This window comes from Psychrobacter sp. UBA6766, assembly GCF_002453355.1.
In the GTDB taxonomy this organism is placed as follows: Bacteria; Pseudomonadota; Gammaproteobacteria; order Pseudomonadales; family Moraxellaceae; genus Psychrobacter.
In genome coordinates this window covers 79,498-96,030 of record NZ_DKGQ01000020.1, presented here as the reverse complement: position 1 = coordinate 96,030, position 16,533 = coordinate 79,498, and the positions used below count along the sequence as shown (strand labels likewise).

17 protein-coding genes are annotated in these 16,533 nt (G+C 43.2%); 8 read left to right on the top strand and 9 right to left on the bottom strand.

What is annotated here, in order from left to right; genetic code table 11:
* Positions 1 to 22 precede the first annotated feature (22 nt).
* The 4 genes from prmC to B4K26_RS04620 all read left to right on the top strand — a co-directional run bounded on the left by prmC (position 23) and on the right by B4K26_RS04620 (position 4,669).
* Entirely contained in the window at positions 23 to 937 is a 915-nt protein-coding gene (gene prmC / locus B4K26_RS04635) for a peptide chain release factor N(5)-glutamine methyltransferase (protein WP_296243841.1), read from the top strand.
* A gap of 85 nt (positions 938 to 1,022) precedes the next feature.
* On the top strand, positions 1,023 to 1,832 hold the full coding sequence (locus B4K26_RS04630; RefSeq protein ID WP_296243840.1) for a HesA/MoeB/ThiF family protein: 810 nt from the start codon (positions 1,023 to 1,025) through the stop codon (positions 1,830 to 1,832).
* Positions 1,833 to 1,903: 71 nt separating this feature from the next.
* Complete coding sequence (locus B4K26_RS04625) at positions 1,904 to 3,259, top strand: ABC1 kinase family protein (RefSeq protein WP_296243839.1); 1,356 nt, start codon at positions 1,904 to 1,906, stop codon at positions 3,257 to 3,259.
* A gap of 105 nt (positions 3,260 to 3,364) precedes the next feature.
* A complete protein-coding gene (locus B4K26_RS04620) occupies positions 3,365 to 4,669 on the top strand; it encodes a YbfB/YjiJ family MFS transporter (RefSeq protein WP_296243838.1) in 1,305 nt (434 codons plus the stop codon).
* Positions 4,670 to 4,674: 5 nt separating this feature from the next.
* On the opposite strand, the gene B4K26_RS04615 is transcribed toward B4K26_RS04620, so the two are convergent.
* A complete protein-coding gene (locus B4K26_RS04615; protein WP_296243837.1) occupies positions 4,675 to 5,163 on the bottom strand; it encodes an Lrp/AsnC family transcriptional regulator in 489 nt (162 codons plus the stop codon).
* Positions 5,164 to 5,390: 227 nt separating this feature from the next.
* Between B4K26_RS04615 and leuA the strand changes: the two genes are divergently transcribed.
* Both leuA and B4K26_RS04605 read left to right on the top strand, forming a co-directional pair.
* Positions 5,391 to 7,175, top strand: coding sequence for a 2-isopropylmalate synthase (gene leuA, locus B4K26_RS04610; RefSeq protein WP_296243836.1), 1,785 nt, complete (start codon positions 5,391 to 5,393; stop codon positions 7,173 to 7,175).
* Positions 7,176 to 7,504: 329 nt separating this feature from the next.
* Positions 7,505 to 8,116: a hypothetical protein gene (locus B4K26_RS04605; RefSeq protein ID WP_296243835.1), complete on the top strand. Its 612-nt coding sequence runs from the start codon at positions 7,505 to 7,507 to the stop codon at positions 8,114 to 8,116.
* A 124-nt stretch (positions 8,117 to 8,240) separates the two neighbouring features.
* Here the strand turns inward: B4K26_RS04605 and accC are convergent, their stop codons facing one another.
* From accC to B4K26_RS04585, 4 genes are all read right to left on the bottom strand, one after another.
* Positions 8,241 to 9,602 (bottom strand): acetyl-CoA carboxylase biotin carboxylase subunit, encoded by a 1,362-nt coding sequence (gene accC / locus B4K26_RS04600; RefSeq protein ID WP_296243834.1) that lies wholly within the window; start codon positions 9,600 to 9,602, stop codon positions 8,241 to 8,243.
* A 158-nt stretch (positions 9,603 to 9,760) separates the two neighbouring features.
* Entirely contained in the window at positions 9,761 to 10,189 is a 429-nt protein-coding gene (accB, locus tag B4K26_RS04595) for an acetyl-CoA carboxylase biotin carboxyl carrier protein (RefSeq protein ID WP_296236821.1), read from the bottom strand.
* Positions 10,190 to 10,523: 334 nt separating this feature from the next.
* The gene (locus tag B4K26_RS04590; protein ID WP_296243833.1) at positions 10,524 to 11,891 is read right to left on the bottom strand and encodes an MATE family efflux transporter; all 1,368 of its coding nucleotides are present in this window, start codon (positions 11,889 to 11,891) and stop codon (positions 10,524 to 10,526) included.
* Between the two features lie 354 nt (positions 11,892 to 12,245).
* Positions 12,246 to 12,740, bottom strand: a complete 495-nt coding sequence (locus tag B4K26_RS04585) for an EVE domain-containing protein (protein WP_296243832.1) — start codon at positions 12,738 to 12,740, stop codon at positions 12,246 to 12,248.
* Positions 12,741 to 12,932: 192 nt separating this feature from the next.
* Here B4K26_RS04585 and hemW point away from each other — a divergent pair, with 192 nt between their 5' ends.
* Entirely contained in the window at positions 12,933 to 14,240 is a 1,308-nt protein-coding gene (hemW, locus tag B4K26_RS04580; protein WP_296243831.1) for a radical SAM family heme chaperone HemW, read from the top strand.
* 69 nt (positions 14,241 to 14,309) lie between these two features.
* Here hemW and B4K26_RS04575 read toward each other — a convergent pair whose 3' ends face one another.
* Positions 14,310 to 14,450, bottom strand: a complete 141-nt coding sequence (locus tag B4K26_RS04575) for an entericidin A/B family lipoprotein (RefSeq protein ID WP_296236201.1) — start codon at positions 14,448 to 14,450, stop codon at positions 14,310 to 14,312.
* 254 nt (positions 14,451 to 14,704) lie between these two features.
* Here B4K26_RS04575 and B4K26_RS04570 point away from each other — a divergent pair, with 254 nt between their 5' ends.
* Positions 14,705 to 15,277, top strand: coding sequence for a tRNA (cytidine(34)-2'-O)-methyltransferase (locus tag B4K26_RS04570; RefSeq protein ID WP_296243830.1), 573 nt, complete (start codon positions 14,705 to 14,707; stop codon positions 15,275 to 15,277).
* 101 nt (positions 15,278 to 15,378) lie between these two features.
* On the opposite strand, the gene B4K26_RS04565 is transcribed toward B4K26_RS04570, so the two are convergent.
* From B4K26_RS04565 to B4K26_RS04555, 3 genes are all read right to left on the bottom strand, one after another.
* Complete coding sequence (locus B4K26_RS04565; protein WP_409521361.1) at positions 15,379 to 15,738, bottom strand: TusE/DsrC/DsvC family sulfur relay protein; 360 nt, start codon at positions 15,736 to 15,738, stop codon at positions 15,379 to 15,381.
* The gene (locus B4K26_RS04560; RefSeq protein ID WP_296243829.1) at positions 15,735 to 16,088 is read right to left on the bottom strand and encodes a hypothetical protein; all 354 of its coding nucleotides are present in this window, start codon (positions 16,086 to 16,088) and stop codon (positions 15,735 to 15,737) included. Before B4K26_RS04560 ends, B4K26_RS04565 begins: the two co-directional genes overlap by 4 nt.
* A gap of 86 nt (positions 16,089 to 16,174) precedes the next feature.
* Positions 16,175 to 16,498 (bottom strand): hypothetical protein, encoded by a 324-nt coding sequence (locus B4K26_RS04555; RefSeq protein WP_296243828.1) that lies wholly within the window; start codon positions 16,496 to 16,498, stop codon positions 16,175 to 16,177.
* Positions 16,499 to 16,533: the final 35 nt, after the last annotated feature.

Below are 16,533 nucleotides of genomic sequence, written 5' to 3'. Positions count from 1 at the left end.
ACCGAAATTAAGAGCAAGTATAATGTCTAGTAGTAAACAGAATATTAAGCAGATAAAACAGCAAATTCAGCAGTGGTTAAACGAGAGTGAAAATAGCAATTTGCCTTCATTTTGGTTTACGGATTGGTTGTTATTTGTTGTCGATAAACCAAGCTCATTTTTAATCACTGATGAAAACTATCAATTGACTGACAATGAGATTGAGCAATTTCATGCTGGTATTAAGAAGATGCAGCAAGGTATGCCTTTGGCTTATTTAACTGGTCAGCAAGAATTTTGGTCGCTGAATTTTAAAGTGAATGAGCACACATTGATACCGAGACCCGATACTGAAGTACTGATTGAGCAAGTATTAATGTGGATACGCGCTCAATCAAAGCGTAATAATGATGATAATAAACCGAAACGCTTATTAGATTTAGGAACCGGCTCAGGCTGTATTGCGATTAGTCTTGCGCATGAATTAAAACAAAATCGCCTAAACAGTCAGGCAGAAATCTGGCAGGTCTTTGCGGTTGATTTATCAGCAAAAGCGTTAAAAGTGGCTAAGCATAATGCAGTGATAAATGACGTTGCTGATATCGAGTTTATCCAAAGCAGTTGGTATAATGCATTGCCTCATCATAACGAACCATTATTCGATGTGATTGTCTCTAATCCCCCTTATATTGATGAAGAGGATGAGCATTTAGCGCGTCTTATCGCTGAGCCGATTAGCGCGTTAAGTGCCCCAAATCATGGACTTGCCGATATAGAACATATTGTCGAGCAGACACCGAATTACTTAAATGCCAGCGGACTATTAGCGATTGAGCATGGCTTTGATCAAGGCGGCGTAGTTCGTCAGATATTTGCTGATAATAAATTTTCTCATATACAGACGATTAAAGATTTCGGCGGTAATGACAGAGTGACTTTGGGTCAGCTGTCAACATAGATTTTAAAAAGCTAGATTTTAAAAATCTAGGTTTTCAAAAGCAGTATTTTAAGAATAAATTTGGTGAAGGGTTTTGGTGATAAATATGGCGCACTTAAAAGAAACAGGGCAGCTATTGGATGCAGAGCTGCTGCGTTATGCGCGGCAAATATTGCTTGATGGTTGGGATATCGATGCCCAATTACGATTAAAAGCATCGCGCGTGGTCATGATTGGTGCCGGCGGTCTCGGCTGTCCTGCGTCTGAAACGCTAGTTCGAGCAGGGCTTGGTCATGTGCACCTAATTGATGATGATGTGATTGAAGCCAGTAATTTGCAGCGGCAAACGCTGTTTTTACCTGAAGATATGGGTAAACCTAAAGCCCTTACAGCGGCTGAGATGCTCAGCAAAATCAATCCTCTGATTAGTGCGCGTGGTACAGTTGCTCGGCTGAGCGAAGACAACGCTTATGAGCTGCTCGACATGGCTTCTGGCAAGCCTGATTTACTTTTAGATTGTACTGATAATTTTGCCACTCGTGATATTATCAATCGTATTAGTGTGCGCTATCAAATTCCTCTATTATCCGCTTCGGCGATAGCCATGCAGGGTCAATTAGCACTATATGAGCCGCATTTGGATACTGGCTGCTACCATTGCGTCTTTGGCTCAGTGGCGCTAGATGCAGCGGCGGATGAACGTACGTGTGCCAACTCAGGCGTGCTCGCCAGTACAACCGCTATTATGGGAAGTTTGCAGGCCAATGCCGCCTTACAATATCTAGGCTTAACCAAAAATCCACTGAAAAATAAGCTGTTAATATGGGATGGTAGCCAGATGCAGCAACGGTTGATGGGCTATCGAAAAGATGCGCATTGTCCGGTTTGTGCCGAGCATTTAGCAGCCAATGACTAATCATCATTTAATTTATTCATATTTCCTTTTAATTATTCCTACCCCTTTTTTTATTGCCATAGTTGTTTTTTATGAAAATTCATCGTCCGCATTTATTAAAGCACACCTTTAATGTCGTTAATCGAGTTCGCCAAACGGCAAGCGTTGCTGGTTTGTCAGCACTTAGAGTCGCAAAAGGTGAGAGGCCTGATGCGATACTGCTAAAAGAAACCTTTGAACAATTAGGAACGACTTATATTAAAATTGGCCAGTTTATTGCCAGTACGCCGTCATTGTTTCCACGTGAATATGTAGAAGCGTTTCAGAGCTGTTTAGATCAAACGACACCGCTATCTTATGCTTATATTGAGCAAGTTTTAAAAGAAGAGCTGGCCGCCACTGACCTGACGCTTGAGGATAAGTTTGCTCATATCGACCCGAAACCGCTCGCTTCAGCCTCCATTGCTCAAGTTCATGCAGCGCGACTGCATAATGGCGATGAAGTGGTGTTAAAGGTGCAAAAACCGGGTGTTGAAACCATCATGCAAACGGATTTGGGTGTCTTACATGGCGTAACCAAATTGATTGAATTGTTAATGCCTTCGATGCGCTTTGCCAGTATTGCGCCAATTATCGATGAGATTCGTCTGCGAATGCTTGCCGAAACCGATTTTATTGCTGAGGCGCAAAACATCCGCGATTTCCAGCAGTTTTTAACAGTCTCAGGAAATACACGCGTCGTCGCGCCAACCGTCTATGAAGAGCTAACCACCAAGCGTGTGCTGACCATGAGCCGCTTATACGGTGTTTCCATGATAGATGAATCAGCCATGCGTCAGTATTGTACTGACCCAGCGCAAGTGATGGCAGATACTTTAAATACCTGGTTTGCCAGTCTCATGCTGTGCAATAGTTTCCATGCGGATTTGCACGCGGGAAATTTAATGCTATTAACCGATGGGCGTATAGGTTTCTTAGACTTTGGTATCGTCGGTAAATTAAAAGCGGAGAGTTGGCGCGCCTGTATGGGGATGATGCAGGCAATGCAAGACAGTGATTATCAAGCAATGGCGCGCCATATGATTGATATGGAAATGACCCATGGCGGCAACCAAGTTGACGTCGCGGCATTGGGCAATGATTTGCAGCGTATGATGCAAACTATTATGGCAGAAGACAAAACCTTTACCAGCGGTGTGCCTTTTAATAGTAAAGAGCAAGCTGACGAGCTCAATAAAATGATGCTAGAAATTGTTGAGGTGGGAAAACGTCATGGTATTCATTTTCCGCGCGATTTTGCTTTGCTAACCAAGCAGATGCTTTACTTTGATCGCTTTATGCGCACGCTTGCCCCTGATATGGATATGTTTAGCGACCAGCGAGTGCAAATGCTGGGGCAAACAGAAGCAGCTGAACAAGTAAGCAATCCAATTCGAAATATTTCTTAGTAGTAAGCGCGTTATATTGAGAAGTTTTTTCTGTTTTTAATTGGTTAGGTACGGCTTTTTTTAACACAAAGGATTGTGTGCGTTTTGCCACAAAATGGCTCTGTCATGATGACTGTTCTTAAAAGCCGTGCTGCTACTATTATTACCCATCAAACGGCGATTGCTTGCATAGGGTTATATTGTCTGGCAGTAGTAATGGGGTTTGGGCGCTTTTTATTTACCGCCACCTTACCTGATATCATGACGCAATTATCGTTATCGACGGTCATTGCAGGTTGGCTGGCTTCGGTCAATTATAGTGGTTATTTTATTGGGGCGCTGATTGCGATGTTTGTCCCCCAGCGTTTGACATGGCAAATGCTGATAACATGGACAGCCGTCAGCATTGTGACTACCATGCTATTGGTAGTACCAAATCTGTCATTAAATAGCTGGTATGTCATTCGGTTGCTATCAGGTATCGCCAGCGGTGTAGCCATGATTTTAAGCTCATCGCTGGTTATTCAAAGCTTTAGTGATGAGCGCCGCTCGGTACTCTCAGCCTTGCATTATGCAGGTATTGGGGTGGGGATTAGTGCTTCTGCCATACTGACGTGGTGGTTATTAACGCTTGGCTATCACTTCGATGTGATTTGGTTAGTAGCAGGGATTATCAGTCTGCCGTTATTATGGCTGCTTTATGCTATTAGGCCAGAAAGCTCAAATTCATTTAACTCCCAATCCTCTAAATTACCGTCTTCTAAGCTACAAAGCTCTGAACAACAAGCCAGTGAATTAAAATACCGGAATCAGCGCCTATCCATAAAGCAAACTTATCTTAATTTTAAACGCTCTTTATATGAAGCTGCCATTGGTCATACTAAGGCGATTGTATTACTGTCGGCAAGCTATGTGCTGGCAGGGTTTGGCTATATTACGTCGGCGACTTTTTTGCCAGTCATGGCAGCGCAGCGATTGACGACACAAAGCAATGCGGGACTACTGATTTGGCTCGTCGTTGGCGTTTTTGCCATGCTATCAAACCCTATCTGGGGTGCGCTTGCTAAGCGAATTGGCGAGACCAAAACCTTGATGGGTTTAACGGTATTGCAAGCGTTTGGCATGGGCTTACCAATTTGGTTCGACGGCGCTATTGGCTTGTACGGTAATGCGATGATTTTAGGCTTAACTTTCGTCGGTATGGTGTCAATGACGCTTAATTTGATTAAAAACATCAATCCCACTTACTCCAATTTACTGATTGGGCTAGCGACGTTGGCATATGCAATAGGGCAGTTCATGGGGCCGCTAGTTACAGTGGCACTGGCAGGAAAGCATGACAATTTTAATGCCGGATTAATGGTGGCTGCTGGCGGTTTAATAGTAGGATTGGTTTTAGTCTTCTGTTTTCAGCGGCAAACTCAAAAGTAGTCAACCTAAACCACACTACGGTTAAATACTTCCCGTAACTCAAAGCTGGTATGCACTTGGGCGACGCCCTCGATGCGGTTGAGCCTGTGCAATAAAAACTCCTCATAATGCGCCATATCGCGTACGCGCACTTTGATTAAATAATCTTCGGTACGGCCGGTGACAATACTACAGCTAATGACTTCATCAAAACTTTGAATTTTATCTTCAAATTGCTCAAAGCGATCGGCGGTATGGCGATCCATGCTAATGGCGATAAAGACGGCCAAAGGGTAGCCGAGTTTTTGGGCATCGGTCTGGGTATGATAACCGATGATAATACCTGCATCTTCTAAGCGTTTAATACGGCGCGCGCAAGGGGTCGCCGACAAATTGACCCGTTCGGCAAGCTCGGTAATGCTCATCCGTGCTTGGGTTTGCAATAAGCGTAATAGCTGTCTATCAGTATCGTCAATACTTACTAATAATAAGTCGTCCGTATGGTTATTTAACATGTTCTATTGCTCTATTGGTGAAATATTCTAATTATAGATTCAATATTAGATTTATCCACTAAAATTTGATAAAAAATAGTTAAATAAAGTAGATTTCTCGCGTGGAAACTTTGCTATTATAATGGCATAAGGGTTTATTCTCTCGTATGATAAAGAGTGATATATTCGTTGTTAATCGCTAAAAATCGACACTTCAACTCATCTTTTTATATGTCTAAGGATTGGTTATGCCTAATCAAGCTACACGCAATGCAGACCGCGCGCCTGCAAAGATTACTCCAAAAAATGCCGCTTTTGATTTCCGTAAATATCGTCCATTTGCGTTTGCACCTGTGCTGCCAGATCGCACGTGGCCAAGCAAAACGATTGAGAAGTCACCAATTTGGGCAAGTGTGGACCTGCGTGATGGCAACCAAGCATTGATTGATCCGATGACGATTGAACAAAAAATGCGTTTTTTTAAAACTTTAGTCGATGTGGGTTTTAAAGAGATCGAAATTGGTTTTCCATCAGCTGCCCAAGTGGAATTTGATTTTGCGCGTCAATTAATTGAAGAAAACCATGTGCCTGATGATGTGACCTTGCAAGTTTTGGTACAGGCGCGTGAGCATTTGATTGCTCGCACCTTTGAGTCATTAAAAGGGGCGAAGCGTGCCATCGTTCACGTCTATAACTCAACCAGCCGCGTACAACGCGAAAAAGTATACGGTAAAGATAAAGCAGAAATTAAAGATATTGCCATTGCTGGGGCAAATTTATTGGTTGAATATGCGGCCAAATATCCTGAAACAGAATGGGTATTCCAGTATTCTCCTGAGAGCTTTAGCCAAACTGAGACAGAATATGCGGTCGAAGTCTGTGACGCGGTTTGCGATATTTGGAAGCCTGAAAACGGTCAAGAAGTGATTTTAAACTTACCGGCAACGGTTGAAGCTTCAACACCAAACGTATTTGCCGACCAAGTCGAGTATTTCTGCCGTCATCTTGCCCATCGCGAGCATGTGACCGTTAGCTTGCATACGCATAATGACCGTGGCTGTGCGGTAGCTGCTGCTGAGCTTGGGATGCTTGCTGGTGCGGATCGTATCGAGGGCACATTGCTTGGTAACGGTGAGCGTACAGGTAACATGGATATCATGGTGATGGCGATGAACTTGTTTAGCCAAGGTGTCGATCCAGAGCTTGATTTTAGTAATATGAGTGAAATCGTCCAAGTGGTGAGCGAGTGTAATAATTTGCCCCTACATCCGCGTCACCCATATGTTGGTGAGCTGGTGTTTACTGCCTTTAGTGGCTCGCATCAAGATGCCATCAAGAAATCTCTTGATTTCAATGAGAAGCATCAAGATGAAACCAATAACGTTTGGGACGTTGCGTATTTGCCGATTGATCCTGCGCATATTGGTCGTAGCTATCAAGATGTGGTGCGTATCAATAGCCAATCTGGTAAAGGCGGCGTTGCTTATATTTTGCAGCGTAACTATGGCTTTAATTTGCCGCGCTGGATGCAAATTGACTTTAGCGGTGTGGTTCAAAAACAAGCAGAAAGCGCTGCTCGTGAATTGCAAAACGATGAAATCCTACAGACCTTTGAAGAGACCTATTTGCAACAAGGCAGCTTTGAGCTTTTAGATTATAGTGTCAATAATAAAGGCGGTGAGGTGTATTTTAACGGTCAAGTTCAGATGAATGATGACACCATTACCATTGATGGAACGGGGAACGGGCCATTGTCTTCGTTTATTGATGGACTTGCGCAGCATACGGGCAAATCTATCCATGTCATCAATTACGCCGAACACGCCATTAATCCGCAGCACAATAGCGGTAATGGTATCGACGATGATACCAATAGAGATAACAAAACCAATGCCAACGCTGCCGCCTACATTCAGCTAAATGTCGATGGTGAGGTTTACTCAGGTATTGGTACTTGTAGTAGCACCGTATCAGCAATGCTAAAAGGCGCGTTGTCCGCTTTTGCGCAGGCAGTTAGCCCAGCCGCTGCTTAATATTGCCTATAGTATTACTGGCTAGTATAAGTATAGCCGATATTAAAATAGTTCGACTGAATATGGTTATCTATAACGTCATGGCTTTTGCAATAAGCAAATGAGCCATGACGTTATTTTTTTATGTGAGAGGTTATTAGCATTTAGAATATTATTGTTAGAAAAATGCGCTTTGAATGACCTATTTATCAAAGCATATTTTTCTTAATTGAGCTTATAACTGTCTAAAGCTATACAGCCAATAGCATAATGTTACTTGTGTTTTTGGTGTCTAAGACTTACGCTAATGTACGTCTTATTTATTATTATAATATTAAAAAAGGTTAATTATGGAACCTATATCTTTTGCTTCATTTTCATTGGCTTCTATTTTAGCGTCACTGCCAGTGAACGGTGAAGCGGTTAGCAAACCTACCATTACCACCCATATCAGTCCCGCTATCGCTGGACAGTGGGAGATAGATTTAGACAGTGGTATTACGATGACCAAAGAAGCCGAAGCCAAGCAGGCAGCGTCAAAGCTAGAAGGTATAAACAGTGACGAGCCAAAAGTAAGCGCTGACGCTGAGGGTGGTGTGTTGACCCAAAATGAAAAGCGTATCGTCAAGGTGCAGCCAAGTAGCAGTAAAAACCTGCTAACCGCTAAGTCTACTCAATGTCGGGAGATTTACAATTTTGCTGCCGATAATGAGATGTGGGCAGTCAGTGGCAAAGAATGGACCTACGGGCGCTACTTAGTCACCCATCGTGATGAAGGGTTGCCTATTATTGCGCTGAAAACCGTTTATGACAACAATGAAGTCGATTGCTCGGGCAATCAAGTAGATCAAACTGGCGAGGCATTAATAGCGTTTTTAAACCATGATGGCAATAAAATGCAGTGGTGCGCCGACCCTGAGGGCACAGAATGTTTTATGAATTTCACCAGAATACTACCTTAGTACCTTTTAACATTATTTATAAAATTTAAGCCGCGCTTTGTAAAATTTAGACGTATAAAAAAACCGCTATCTTTTTAAGTAGCGGTTTTTTTATTAATTTTCTGCTTAAATAAAAAGACTAAGACTAAGAATCAACCTTGTCTTTATTAGCCGTTAATAATTCTCTTTCAAGATAATGAATGTTTTGCGCTTCATGAACAAATTTATCATCGGCCAAAATCACATCACGATGCAGCGGTATATTGGTTTTAATACCTTCAATGACCAGTTCATCAAGCGCATGTAGCGTTTTAGATACCGCTTGCTGACGGGTCTGGCCATGACAAATAAGTTTTCCTATCAATGAATCATAATAGCTTGGTATCTCATAGCCGGGGTAGAGATGCGAGTCAAAACGTACGCCCGCGCCACTGGGCGCAAACAACTGATTGACCGTGCCCGGACAAGGCATAAAAGTCGCGGGGTCTTCGGCATTGATACGGCATTCGATGGCGTGGCCTTGAATTTCAATCTCGCTTTGACGATACGATAGACCATAACCGGCTGCGATTTTAAGCTGTTCAACGACGACATCGATACCAGTAATCATTTCAGTCACTGGATGCTCAACTTGCACGCGGGTATTCATCTCAATAAAGAAGTATTCATTGTTTTCAAATAAAAACTCAAACGTACCCGCGCCGCGATATTTCACCAGCTCACACGCTTTAACGCAAGCATCTAAAATAGGCTGACGCACATCATCAGGGATATCTGGGGCAGGTGCTTCTTCTAATACTTTTTGGTGACGACGTTGCAATGAGCAATCGCGGTCATAAAGATGAATGGCATTGCCATTCCCATCGCCCAGTACCTGAACTTCTACGTGGCGCGGATTTTGCAGATAACGCTCCATATAGACCGTATCATCACCAAACCATAGCTCGGCTTCTTGCTTGGCAGCTTGTACTTGTCCGATAAGCTCATCGAAACGTTCAACGACGCGCATACCGCGGCCACCGCCACCAGAAGCAGCTTTAATCAAGAGGGGAAAGCCGATATTGCGCGCTTGCTCTTCAGCATTATGAAGAGTTACGGCACCAACTGAACCGGGGACTGTTGGTACGCCCGCTTTTTTCATCGCATTGATAGCAGAAACTTTATTGCCCATTAAACGAATATGATCGGCGTTAGGACCAACAAAAGTTAAACCCGCTTCTTCGACGCGTTCAGCAAATTCGGCATTTTCCGCCAAAAAACCATAGCCGGGATGAATGGCATCAGCGCCCGTAATTTCAGCGGCAGTCAAGATGGTACTGATATCAAGATAGCTTTGATTGGCATTGGGTTTGCCAATACAGATGGCTTCATCAACAAAGCGCAAGTGCATTAAATTGGCATCCGCCGTTGAATAGACGCCGACGGTCTCTATGCCAAGGGCTTTGCAGGCACGAACAATACGCAGGGCAATCTCACCTCTATTGGCGATGAGCAGTTTTTTTATCATGGGGTCATCCTTGTCGAAGCGGCAGTCATTGATAGCGTCGCTATTTTGGACATCGTAACAGCAAACTGCGCTACATCAAATTCAGATAAATCGAGCGCTGATGTCGATGAATAATAACGAAGTATCAATCATTACAAATTAAAGGTTAGCGAACAGTGTTACGCTTTATAGCGTATGACCGGCTGACCAAACTGCACAACTTCAGAGTTATCTACTAGTATTTCGTCGATGACACCACTTTGAGTCGCTTCGAGAGGGTTCATAATTTTCATGGCTTCAATAATGCCGAGCGTATCACCTGCTTGAACTTTTTGACCAACTTTTACAAATGGCGGATCGTTAGGACTTGGGGCTGAATAATAAACACCCACCATCGGCGAGGTTTCAACGCTGCCTGCTTTAACGGCTGCCTTCGCTTCGGCAGCGATTGGCGCTGCACCAGCAGTAGGGGCGGCCATCATCGTCGGTGCAGGCGCATCATAGTGACGAGTTAAGCTAATATGTTCGTCGTCGGAGCTGATTTCTAAATTAACCAGTTCACTTTCTTCCATGAGTGCGATCAGGGTGCGTATTTTTTCAATATCCATAATTTTAATTTTGCCTTTTACTAATTTCTAGAAAAAAATAGTGTAACTAAATATTGTGTTGGTAATTGCTAATGATACCTATATTCACTGCAATGAGCAATCGATGTACAGTTGTTAACTGAATTTTTTTACATATTATGACGTAAGCGCGCTTAAGTGTAAGAAAAGTCCAATGATTTATCATAGTCGATGTGACAAGGTAGCGCTAGTCGTGGTTACCAGACGCTACGATTATTGATATTGAGTGTATAATAAGGAAATAATTGAGTGTCTAATAGGGGAATAATTGAGGACATGCCCTGAACACCATATTTGCACAACGGCCATCACAGCATCAGGCCCACAACATCGTTAAGCGTTTTTGCTGATAGCGCAAACGTATGGTAAGTAAGATGGAAGAGAGGAATAACCCCGTGATGAGCGCCATCCAAAAACCCTGAGCACCAACGTCAGTAAAGCGCACTAAGTAAACGCCAAGCGGTAAAGCAACCAGCCAATAACAAAACAGTGTCACCCACATCGGTATAGTGGTGTCTTGCATGCCGCGTAATATCCCCGCGACATTGACTTGCCAGCCGTCAAACAATTGATAGGCTAGAGCAAAGACAAGTAGATGCATGGCTTGCGCTCGTACGACAGGATTGTCCGTGAACGCTGCGGCCAATTGTGGTCTAAATAACCAAACTCCAAGCATACAAGTCAGGGCAATAATGACCGTCCATATAAGCCCTGTTGTTAGCACTTGACGCAGTGCCATCAGGTTTTTTTCCCCAAAGCGGTTAGAAATCATAATGGTCAGCGCCATCGCCACCGAAATGGGAATCATAAACAGCTGCGACGTCACGGATAATGCCACTTGATGCGAGGCGGTCGCAATCTCGCCCAACGGGCTGATAACCAATGCCCCTAAGCTGAATAAACTGGCCTCAAAAAAGATAGAAATGCCAATTGGAATGCCGAGCTTCAATAATTTTTTTATCTGGGCGCGGTTGGGGCTGGAAAAACCGTAAAAGAAACGAGTACTGGCAAACTGCTGACGCTTCGTAAAACTGGTATAAGTCGCCAGTAATAAGACATTGATCCAAAGAACCATTGCCGTTGCAACCCCGCAACCAGCGCCGCCCATCTTAGGCATGCCAAATAAGCCATGGATAAAAATATAGTTAAGGGGAATATCGGCAAGCAGGCCGATGATACTGATTACAGTCACAGGCTCTGGTCGACCAAGTGCCTCACAATAGCTACGCAGCACCGCATAGACAGCAATCGCTGGAAAACCAAACGATACCCCATGTAAATACTGGGAAGCAATGGGTTGGATGTTTTCAGGAACGCCCATTACCGGAAGTATACTGGGTGCCAAATTGACAATAATAAAACCGAGAATGCCAATAACACCTGCCGTCCATAATGACTGCTGGGCAATGTGTGGCACTTGACTATGATTATTTTGCCCAATTGCTTCACCGATGAGGGGCGTCGTGGCAATTAAAATACCTGTGGCCAATAAAAACAATGGCAGCCAAATACCAGAACCGACGGCCACTGCCGCCAAATCAAGGGCGGAGACTTGTCCGGCCATAATGGCATCGACGACACCAAGCGCTGCTTGGCAAAACTGGGTAATTAAAATGGGTAGGGCGAGTACGCCTAAGCGTAAGCTATAACTTTTAAAATCTCTAAAGGATAATGGGAAAACCATAATGAGCAACTTTTTATTCTTTGCAGTGATAATTGTGGATGAGCAAATGCTGCCACCAACAAATTAATGGCGAAACAGTAAAATAGGATTCGTGCGACGATAATACTCCGATAAATAAGATGAGCAAGCTCATTTTTAGCCATTGTTAATAACTATAGGTAGATAGAGTAAAAAAATGAAATGGGTGACGCTAAAAACAAAATAACCCGTCAATTCGCAAGTAGAATCAACAGGTCATCATAAAAAATGTTAAACAGGATAGGTTATAATGTCAATGTTTTAGCTATGTGTATTCAGCAGTAATTACGACGTTTGTTTTTAGTTCTTAACGGTTTGTCAGCCCTTATTTAATGGTTAAATTGCCTCAGGCGTATTTGATAACAAATTAAGCTCTTCCGCCATATCCATAATAGTTTGCCAATGCTTGGGTTCAAGTGGCAGAATGGTTAATTGCTCACAGCCTTTTCTTAGTAATAAAGAATCCTCAAGCGCAGGCAAAAACTTGAGTTCTGCTAATGGCAATATATCGGTAAAAGCCTGCTCAAAAGTAACATCTACCATATACCAGCGCGGCTTATCTTCAGTTGCCTTTGGGTCATAATGACGATGTTCAGGATGAAACTGCGTGGTGTCAGGATAACCAGCTTTGCTAATGGTCGCGATACCAGCAACGCCAGAAGGCTTGGCGCTAGAGTGATAAAAAAATGCTTTGTCACCGACTTTCATATCGTCGCGCATAAAGTTGCGAGCGCGATAGTTACGCACGCCGTCCCACATCTCCGTACCCGCACGTTGTAAATCTTTTATATTAAAACAGCGTGGATTGGATTTGATAAGCCAATATGCCATGATATTTATCCTTATAAAGTGACTGGTTTAATAGATGACTGCTAGTCAGTCATTACTATTAATGTAGAAGTAGTGCTTAAGTTTTTATGCGCAATTTATGAGGACTGGGCTTTTCTTTAGCTCGCCCAGCCGTTATCCTAGCGCTACTTTCTGCTTATGACAGCAGCTACTCCTTTATAGATAAGTCCGCTTATGTCAAAAATCAATTCTTTTCCTCTTTTCGATAAGCTTAACTCGCCTAATAGTGACCATGACCGTGCGCTTGCAGTAAAAGATATTCCGTTGGCACTTTATATCCATGTCCCGTGGTGCGTTAAAAAGTGTCCTTATTGTGATTTTAATTCGCATGAGTTGCCAATTAACAGTCAGCTGTCTATGTATGACGAATACGTCGAAGCGCTACTGCTCGATGCGGCGTCGCAGCAACCGCTAACCCAAGGGCGAGAAATTAGCTCAATATTTATCGGTGGCGGTACCCCATCGCTGCTTCCTATTGCCCAGTATCAGCGCTTATTTGATGGTCTGCGAGAGATTTTTTGGTTTGCAAATGACATTGAAGTGACGATGGAGGCCAATCCTGGCACCCTTGAGCATGCGCCATTTGCTGAATATTTAAAGGTAGGAATCAATCGTTTGTCGATTGGCGTACAAAGCTTTTCTGCTGAGCAGTTGAAAACACTAGGGCGAATTCATAACCCAACACAAGCACTATCAGCGATTAAAGCAGCTCGTAGCGCTGGATTTGAGCGCGTCAATGTCGATTTGATGCATGGCTTACCGCAGCAGACCATGAATGAGGCACTGTCCGATATCCAAATGGCACATGAGGCAGGAGCGACGCATATTTCTTGGTATCAGCTAACAATTGAGCCCAATACCGTGTTTTATCGCAGTCAGCCGGTTTTGCCCGATGAGGATAGCTTAGCAGATATCGAACAAGCGGGTCAGGCCTTGCTTGAGCGTTTAGGATATAACAATTATGAAGTGTCCGCATGGGCCGGTGCGGCCGATAAACCTTGCCGTCATAACGTGAATTATTGGCAATTTGGCGATTATCTAGCCATTGGTGCAGGCGCGCATGGTAAAGTCACGCTCAATGAAGATGCCGCTCAAAAATTGACCACTGATACATTTCCTAATGAGGTATTGGAAGAGGCAGGCATATATCGTTTTAGCAAATCACGTATGCCAAGAGACTATATAACTTTTGATAACGACTCTATTAATAATGCGAAAAAAGCGGGCGCGCCAAAGATGGTGGGCTGGCAAGCAGTTGCAAGTGATGAGCTGGTCAGCGAATTTATGCTAAATGCCCTGCGTTTACACGATGGTGTGGCGTGGTCATTGTTTGAGGCTCGAACAGGGCTGAGCTATGACAGTGTTGCTACAGAGGTCGATGCACTTGTCAAACAAGGATTGCTAATAGATGATGAGGAACGGCTACAGCCAACAACGCTGGGTAGAAGATATCTTAACCAAATATTAAGAGCATTTTTATAACAGTAGAAAACAAAAAAGAAGCTTACCAAACGATAAGCTTCTTTAAAATAAGTCTCAAAAGGCTCAGACTTAGATTTTGTTTTGTACGTCTTGTGCGCCGCCAGTAACAGCTTCGCCAGCACTTGATACGTCTTGGCCTAGACCTTTAAAGGTATTGCAACCAGTTAGTACAAACATAGCAGTCAAAGATGCAATCACTAATTTTTTCATAATTTTTTCCTCAAAAAAGATAGATTGTTATAAGTCATAACAGTAAAACTTAGCGTTTTGCTTAAGTTTCACTGAGGGGTTACAGGATACAAGAACAATGTTTTTAAATTACCTCGTTATCCATTAGGGTCATGATAATCAAAGTTAAAATCAGTGCCCAGTATCAAAATGTAATTATTAGCAGTAAACTGTAACTTTTGATTACGCCTGCCATATAGATTAGATAAGGTGCTTAAATTATTTACGGAGTTTTTATGACCATTCATATCGTGTTGGTAGCGCCAAAGATGCCAAGCAATACTGGCAATATTATCCGCTTATGCGCCAATAGCGGCGCACAGCTACATTTGGTCAGACCTTTGGGATTTGAGCTCGATGATAAGAAACTGCGCCGCGCAGGTCTTGATTATCATGAATATGCCCATTTGCAAGTACATGATGACTGGGCAATGACCAAGCAAGCGCTACAAGCTGCCAATTGCCATGTTATTACCGCACTGACAACCAAGCTCAGTAAACCATTCTATGAGTATGATTTTAGCGGGAAAAAGCCCAATCATTTAGCCAACACATCATCTACTAGTACATCATCAAACCCTGTGGCTTTGGTTTTTGGGTCTGAAACGGCAGGGCTGCCAGAGGATATCCGTACCGATATCGGTGCTGATAACTGGCTACGCTTGCCGATGCTTGCAGATTCACGCAGTTTAAATTTGTCTAATAGCGTGGCAATATGCTTGTATGAGGTTTGGCGACAGCAAGGATTTGGTGGTGATGAGGGGCGCAGTATCGGTTATGACACCTTGACCGTTTATGATCCGAAATAGAACAGGTAGTAGGGTAGTTAAGTTAAAAAGCGGTTAAAGAAAATGATTCGTTTAATTTTCTTTAACCGCTTTTTTTGCTGCTTTTTTATAAACCACGTGTTTTATAAACAGTTTGGCGGTTTTGGAAGTCCAGCGAGACGATTGATATGACGGGCAACCAAACCTGTATTGAATAGCTGCTGAAGCTTTTGATTGCTGATGTCATGCTCAGGTAAGGTTTGCTGTAGCCATTTAATCAACGGGCGCGTCGCTGGCGCGTGATTAAATTTTATAAAAAAAGCACGTATTTGCTGCAGTACTTCTAAATGTTCAGCGTTTAAAGTGATCTCTAAAGTATTAGCAAGCTGCTGTGCAATCTCAGGCGTCCAAATCGTATGGTCGCATAAATGGCCGTCTTGGTCTAATGCCACTGCAGTCATCTCAGCAGGGTTAGTAGAATTAAGGGTAGGAGAATTTTTCATAGAGCAATCGTTACCACTTTATCAAAGGTAGCGCCATTAGCATGAACGTTCTGAGTTAAGGCGACCCATTCATCGTCGCTTAAAATAGCCGTTAATTTGGCAGCAAGATTGAGCTTTGCCATTGTATTGTCGTTGAGCTGAGCCACATCCTCAGCGAGAGCGTAAATAGCAGCGATGCCTTTTATTTCTTTGCCTTCAGAATCACCCAAATACGCATTAAACCAGTCAATAAAAGCGACAGTTGTGCCTAATAATATAATGCTGTCACCCACACGCCACGTCGATGCCATCTGCTCGGTGCAGCACCTAAGCGTATCCATCGTGCTATGTAATTGGTATAAAGTTGCCATAATCGTGTCCGCTTGCTTACTGTATTTATTGTTATATCAAACTAAAGATTCATAATGAAGATGCGCATCAGTACTAGAAGCTCACACTAAAAAACCAATATCTGATCAAAATCTTGCGAATTTATAAATTCTGGACTCAAGGTCAATTGTGTCATCAAATCAGTCGGTAGCATGCCTGTAATCCAACCGCTAAATACATCGTCAGGTAACCAAGCGGCTGGCATATCATAGAGCTCAAGCGATTGAATCATACCATGCAGGCGTGAGTCAGGCTGCATCAAGAAACTAAAGATAGGCGCATCCAAATATAGCTGCACCTCATGCCCAAAAGTCGCTAAAGTTAAAGCGAGCGCGCAGCCTTCATAGCTTGCCATTTCAGTAGGCGTGTGTAAGCGAATGAGTAATTTCATATTTATTCCTAATCTTATTATCGCTAACCGCTATT